Raw genomic sequence first — 6,723 nt, forward strand, 5'->3', positions numbered from 1 at the left:
GGACGACAGTCTATCGAGCAGCGACTTCGAATGGGATGGAGAGGCCAACGAATATCGTTGCCCCGAGGGGCATGCACTGCGCAGCGAGCGGCGCATGTTCAAGATCGAACGCACTCACGTCACCAAGGCGGGCACCGTAATCTACCGAGCCAGCAAAACGGACTGCGGTAAGTGCGCGATGAAGCCGCAATGCTGCCCCAATACGCCGATGCGCAAGATCGCTCGCAGCATTCACGAGGATGCACGCGATGTAGCCAGGCGTATCGGCGCCACCGTGCAATACCAGCGCTCACGTCACGAACGAAAGAAAGTCGAGGTGCTGTTTGCACACCTCAAACGTATTTTGAAGATCGACCGCTTGCGGTTGCGCGGACTTACTGGTGCAGCAGACGAATTCACGCTTGCAGCAGCCGTTCAGAACCTACGTCGTCTTGCGATGCTTACCTCTCCGGGACCACCGGTTCAGGGCACAGGTGCGCCCAGTTGAGGCGAAACCCACCGATTAACAAGGCAACCGGGCATCAGTACCCGGTTCCAATCGAAAAAATGGCGAAAGCCGCCAAGTCATCGGCCTTGTAAGCGCGACCAATCGCGACGAGCAATCGAGTTTTTCAACAGAATCGGCTAGGAGCGGTCGTCCATGACAGGCAGTTTTCGACTGTGGATTCATTCGAGTCTCCACGACGACAACGTGCTCAGGTCACCGCCGCTCGTGCGGGCTGGGATGCCTGATGCGTGTCGGCTAAAGCAGCCAGTCGCGATCAGCCTCGATTGTTGGCTCGCGAATGTCCGCCTGCGCGTGTACCAAACGGCCAGATCTTGGCCATCGAACGCACGATTACCCCTCCTCACGAAAGTTGCTTCGGTAGACTCGCAAGAGCGCTTGGTATTATGACTGGCTGGAATTCCTACTGCGGACTGTCTTTGGACGGCTACATGAGAGCAATATTTCCTCCTTTTGCCAAACGCACCAGACGGAAAACCGCTAGGGGTCTCCGAAGATCTCAACGGACCGGCTTTTTCACGCTGCACCTCGACTGTGCTTGGTTAAACCAACGAATGACTGCCGCACCGCACGTTAACAATCCAGCGCCATTGCGCCAAAATCCATGAGCCGATTTAATCCGAATCATCCGAATGCAGCGCAGGTATTTCAGGCCGCACAGGATTTCAAACAGCAATGCCTGATTAATCAGCAATCGCTCCTTCTACCTAACCAGGAGATCTGGACAGCGCCCCATTTCCAGAGTCTGACCACAAACTTCGTGGATCAGCCGGATACGGGAGGCGGCACGTTCTATCAAAAGCTCGAATTGCAGTTGGCCACATGCACGGCCTTAGACATCGCGCTGATGACCGAGATATTCTGGATTGTCCAGCTTCCCGCGACGAATCTGCGACCGCCAAAAAAACTGAAACGACTCGAAGGGATATGGAATATCAAGCCCGCAGCGCCCTTTCCCGTTCAGTCAAATTTTCTTGATAAGCCAGTGCTTTCGGGGCTAGGGAGCGCGGGCCCCGGATACAACCAGTACCTTCCATCCGAGATGGCGTTCGCAGTTCAGGCCTTCGCCGCACTCGTCGCCATGGCGCCGTCCGTGCGTACGGCACTATTGAATGGCAGCGGATTCGATTTCGCGGAGTGGCTGCATTCCATTCCGTCAGGTAAGGGCAGACAGCTTTATCACACGCTGTGTCACGTGCTGTTTCCAGACTCGTTCGAGCGGATGTTCAGCCAGAACAACAAGAACAAGGTGATGCGGGGGCACAAGATCTGGACAAAGGCGATGGTTGGCAATCGCCCGTTGCAAGATGCTGCGCTGCTGGATTTGCGCAGCAAGCTGGAGATCCAGTTCCCCGGCGCAGTTGACTACTACAGCGAGCCGATAGGTACGCTTTTGAAGAAGAAGCCCGAAGGCGAAGACGAGCCCGAAGGCGACGATGAGGAAAGCGATAGCACTCCGCCACCTCTTCGAGTTTCTGACAATGTAATCTTCTATGGGCCGCCCGGAACCGGAAAGACATACCAGATGCAGGAGCGCATGCGCGAAGCTTTCGAAGCCGGTGAGGACTTCACGTTCGTATCGTTCCACCCGAGTTACTCATATGAAGAGTTCGTCGGCGGATTGAGGCCGACCGCCGCGCCGGACGGCAACGGGATCGCCGTGATCTATGAAAAAGGCCCGTTCCGGAAGCTCTGCGAACAGGCTCACGCGGACCCGAGCCGACGCTTCACGCTCTTCATCGACGAGATCAACCGCGCGAACGTGGCCAAGGTCTTCGGCGAACTCATCACGTTGATTGAACCGTCCAAGCGCGTGAGGGCGGGAAGTGAACCGAACGATGGCGATGGGACTTGGGTTAGGCTGCCGGGCTCAAGGGACGAAGATTTCGGCGTGCCCGACAACCTCGACATCGTTGCATCCATGAACACGGCGGATCGATCCGTAGCCACGATGGACGTTGCGTTGCGGAGACGCTTTCGTTTCGTGGAGTGCCCGCCGCAGCCCGAACTCATCAGCAATTCTCCGGCCTTCGGCGCGATCGATCTCCGCAAGCTTATGACGCGGCTTAACGACCGGCTAGAGTTCATGCTCGACCGCAATCATGCTATCGGTCACGCGACGTTCATGTCCATCGACGGCTTGCCTGAATTGCGGAGGCGGCTCGCCGAGCGCGTTATTCCGCAGTTGCAGGAATACTTTTTCGACGACATGGAAAAGGTGCGCCTGGCATTGACGGGACGTGACACGTCGAGCGTTTTCTTCCTCGCGCGAAAGCTCACGTCGGCCATGCTCTTTCCAGGCGGCGCGCATCTCGTCGGGAGCGCGCCGCGCGTATCGCTTGCTGTGAGCAATCCGTCCTCGTGGACCGAGGCGGATATCGTCAAGTTGTACGACGACGGCACGGCGATTGCGCCGGATATGCCAGACGAATCGGCAACATTCTGACGCGAGACCAGGACCAGCATGCAAGTCCTACGCACCGTGACGGCGGTCGAGTACGCGCTTATTCCCGTGATGGAAGATGCTGCGTCCGCCGCCGCGAATGATCGATCGACATCCGTCGCCGCGTATCTCACTTCGCACGAGGCCGAAGCACTGCTCAAGATCAACGATCGGCACCCTGGGTTCTGTCAGCGGGCCGTGGGCGGCGTTAAGCTCGCACAGCATTGCGGCATCGTCAGGGTCGCGTCGTGTGTACTAGAGATCTTGCCCAAGGTCGGCATCTCGACCCACGGCGACGACGCATCGCGAGGGCGCGCTGCGCTGCTGTCCATGCTACATCACGCGGGAAAGCTGAAGGTTTCGGCGATGGGCAGCGCGCAGCAGGGCGCGGTGCGCGCGCCGCTGCTAGAAATATTCATCCAGGAGTTTCTGCTCTGCGTGCTCGCCGTCGCACAGTCGGGACTCGTCAGCCGCTATGTTCCAGAATCCGGAGACCTTACCGTGGTGAGGGGGCACTTTCACGCGGAAGGACAATTACGGCACAACCTCGCGCGACCTCACCTACTTCATTGTGAGTATGACGAGTTCACTGTCGACAATCAGTACAACCGCATCATTCGTGCGGCGCTCGATGCATGTCGCCATTGGGCAAAGCTCGCGTCGACGCAGCGGCTGTGGTTCGAATTGCACTCCCGCCTGACGGGTGTCGCGCAGATTCGTCTCACGTCCACAGATGTGCGGCGGCTGCGCTACGACCGCCAGACCTTGCGTTATCGTGCCGTCATGCAATGGTGCGAATGGCTGCTTGAGTTGGCGAGCCCGGACCTACGTGCCGGAAGCGCGGCCGCGCCCGCGCTGCTTTTCGACATGAACAAGCTTTTCGAAGACTATGTGTGCCACCGGGAAGAGTTGAAGGAGACGGAGACGGCAAGCATCGTCATTCGCCAGGGCCCTCAACTCGCGCTCATCAAACAAGACAGGCAGCCCCTCTTTACACTCAAGCCGGATGTAACCGTCTGGAAGAAGATCTCCGCAGACGCGCCTTTCTCGCTCGACCGGATCGTCGATGCGAAATGGAAGTCCCTCAATCCCAGCTTCGACGACTGGGGGGTCGACGAAGCGGACGTATATCAGTTGCTCGCGTATTCCAAGCGGTATCGTTGCACGCGCCTTGAACTCGTCTATCCTCGGCCCGTCGACCTGCATGAAGGATGCGCGCCGCCGGTTTTCCGCATCAACGACGGCGAAACCGGTCGCGTCACCACGATCAAGATTTCGATGGCACCGCTTATGTGAAATGAAGTAGAGGTTTTGCGCCGAAGCAAAGATACTTTGGGTGCGCGAGCGCAATCCTGTCGGTAAAGCGTGTTTAGCGGCCCGTCCCACTTTGCATGTCGACGGCGACGAATGAATCGATTTACGCGCCACTTTATCAGTCGCTGTGCATAGACATTCACTGGTCGGAGGAACTGATTCCTTAAAGGGTTAACGAACTTGCCCAAAAAGAGTCTCTGATCCCTAGCGTTCGACCAGAGCCTTCACGTTGATTGGTTGTATATCCACAAAAAAACTACCTTAGCTAGAACGCAGTAGACTTTCTGACGCTGATGCGCTGAGGTTTGTCAATGGCGTGCAGCAAGGGGGCTTGCATGCGTTCTACTAGCAACTGCTTTGTGCCGACGAGCGCCATATCGATTAACTCACCCGATAACGGTCACTCAGTCTTGCGGTGATGACATGTCAAATGACCGCAGTAGCCGATGTCCGATCCTGCACGTTTCGAAACGTGCTCCGGCTGACTAGCGAAGCAGCCGCTTGAATGTCGGCGCCCGGGGCGCTGGCGGAAGGCAGAAATTGGCCGGGAGCGGTCGTGGATGGCAGGCAGTTTTCGGCCCGGAGCGGTCAAAAGCGGACTAACCATATCCAGTCCCGCGATCCGTTCCTGGGATCGGATCGTGGGCAGGTAGTCAGATATACCTTCAGGTGGCATGACCCTGACTACAAATGGATGCCTCTTTCCCACAGCGCTCTGCACCTCATCAGTTCGAGAGTAAGTCAACGCTATACTTCCCATGCCTAACCAAACGCGTGCGAGCGTTCCTTCACCGGTAGTGATTCCCCGGCATGCACAGGCCCATTGCTATTTCGAGCGCTATGCTACTTTTGCCGACGGAGGCCCGGTCAGATCAAGCATTAGACCTCACGAATAAATGCTCACAAGCTTTCTAGATTCCAACTTCAAGAATAGCCGACGACTCACCGTTGGCTCCCTGGTGCGAAAGATCCGGACAGGTGAACTGATTCCTAAGGGTTCGCTCGTACTTATGGCGTCTGGTGACAGGCGCATCCGGTTCAAGATTCTCGACCAAGATACTCCACACAAGGGCTTCTCTGAACCGCTGATACTCAATGAGTTCGCTGCCGAGCACAAGGTGACTGCAAACTACTTGCACTGGTTCTTGACTCGCGTAGAAGTCGCGCAACATCTAGTTGACCACGCGCGCGGAGCTGTCTTTGTCCGGGTGCCGAGGACTATCCTACATGCTGTTCCAGTGCCCCTTCCTGGTAGAGTGACACGGATCAAGTTGGAGGTCGACTTCTCACCAGTAAAGACTGATAACCCTTTTTCTAAGGTGATCGATGAACTCTATAGCGACTACCAACTCAACTTGAACAATCGTCGGTTCCGAACAGCCACAATCCTCGCTGGGGCAATTTGCGAAATCATCCTTTATCAGCTGCTTGTTGAACACGGGGTAAACGCCAAGTTACTTAAAGACGATCGAGGCTTGGGAATGAATAAGATGCTCGACTATGTACGCGTCCTGAAGTTGGAACAAACACCCGGCTTCCCCATTAGCCAGCTTGAAGAGATTCGAAAGAATCGGAACGAAGCAATCCACGCAGGGTTGTTGGTGAACAAACGCAGAGATCTAGCTCTGAAAGACATGGATGCTTTCAATCCCGTCATCAAGTACTTTGGTCTCTGAGTCGGTGAGATCCTGCTGTTCGCCCGAGTGCGCCATTGCTGACAACCGCTCGGTGGACACCCCTGATACATCTTCGGAGAGGAATGGTGGCCTAGAAAAATTCGAACCGATGGCAGCTTCTGGCCGATTCTGTTGAAAAACTCGATTGCTCGTCGCGATTGGTCGCGCTTACAAGGCCGATGACTTGGCGGCTTTCGCCATTTTTTCGATTGGAACCGGGTACTGATGCCCGGTTGCCTTGTTAATCGGTGGGTTTCGCCTCAACTGGGCGCACCTGTGCCCTGAACCGGTGGTCCCGGAGAGGTAAGCATCGCAAGACGACGTAGGTTCTGAACGGCTGCTGCAAGCGTGAATTCGTCTGCTGCACCAGTAAGTCCGCGCAACCGCAAGCGGTCGATCTTCAAAATACGTTTGAGGTGTGCAAACAGCACCTCGACTTTCTTTCGTTCGTGACGTGAGCGCTGGTATTGCACGGTGGCGCCGATACGCCTGGCTACATCGCGTGCATCCTCGTGAATGCTGCGAGCGATCTTGCGCATCGGCGTATTGGGGCAGCATTGCGGCTTCATCGCGCACTTACCGCAGTCCGTTTTGCTGGCTCGGTAGATTACGGTGCCCGCCTTGGTGACGTGAGTGCGTTCGATCTTGAACATGCGCCGCTCGCTGCGCAGTGCATGCCCCTCGGGGCAACGATATTCGTTGGCCTCTCCATCCCATTCGAAGTCGCTGCTCGATAGACTGTCGTCCTTGCGCTGGGTTCTGTCCCAGACGGGGACGTGCGGCTC

The 6,723-nt window shown here is 56.5% G+C and carries 5 protein-coding genes; 4 read left to right on the top strand and 1 reads right to left on the bottom strand.

All coding sequences use genetic code 11. The features are described from left to right. The 4 genes from ACE04A_RS11420 to ACE04A_RS11435 all read left to right on the top strand — a co-directional run. Positions 1 to 487: transposase (locus ACE04A_RS11420; RefSeq protein ID WP_485820130.1), on the top strand; the 487-nt coding region annotated here is incomplete at its 5' end. Positions 488 to 1,109: 622 nt separating this feature from the next. Continuing rightward, positions 1,110 to 2,951, top strand: coding sequence for an McrB family protein (locus tag ACE04A_RS11425; protein ID WP_448719069.1), 1,842 nt, complete (start codon positions 1,110 to 1,112; stop codon positions 2,949 to 2,951). Between the two features lie 18 nt (positions 2,952 to 2,969). Then, on the top strand, positions 2,970 to 4,244 hold the full coding sequence (locus tag ACE04A_RS11430) for an McrC family protein (RefSeq protein ID WP_448719067.1): 1,275 nt from the start codon (positions 2,970 to 2,972) through the stop codon (positions 4,242 to 4,244). Between the two features lie 914 nt (positions 4,245 to 5,158). Further along, positions 5,159 to 5,938: a hypothetical protein gene (locus tag ACE04A_RS11435; protein ID WP_448719066.1), complete on the top strand. Its 780-nt coding sequence runs from the start codon at positions 5,159 to 5,161 to the stop codon at positions 5,936 to 5,938. 260 nt (positions 5,939 to 6,198) lie between these two features. Here the strand turns inward: ACE04A_RS11435 and ACE04A_RS11440 are convergent. Next, the coding region (locus ACE04A_RS11440; RefSeq protein ID WP_485820131.1) for a transposase at positions 6,199 to 6,723 on the bottom strand (525 nt) is incomplete at its 5' end.

It is taken from the genome of Achromobacter colocynthidis, assembly GCF_057334535.1.

Coding starts and splice junctions, on each gene's coding strand:
- ACE04A_RS11425 (WP_448719069.1), top strand. CDS start 1,110: ATGAGCCGATTTAATCCGAATCATCCGAATGCAGCGCAGGTATTTCAG.
- ACE04A_RS11430 (WP_448719067.1), top strand. CDS start 2,970: ATGCAAGTCCTACGCACCGTGACGGCGGTCGAGTACGCGCTTATTCCC.
- ACE04A_RS11435 (WP_448719066.1), top strand. CDS start 5,159: ATGCTCACAAGCTTTCTAGATTCCAACTTCAAGAATAGCCGACGACTC.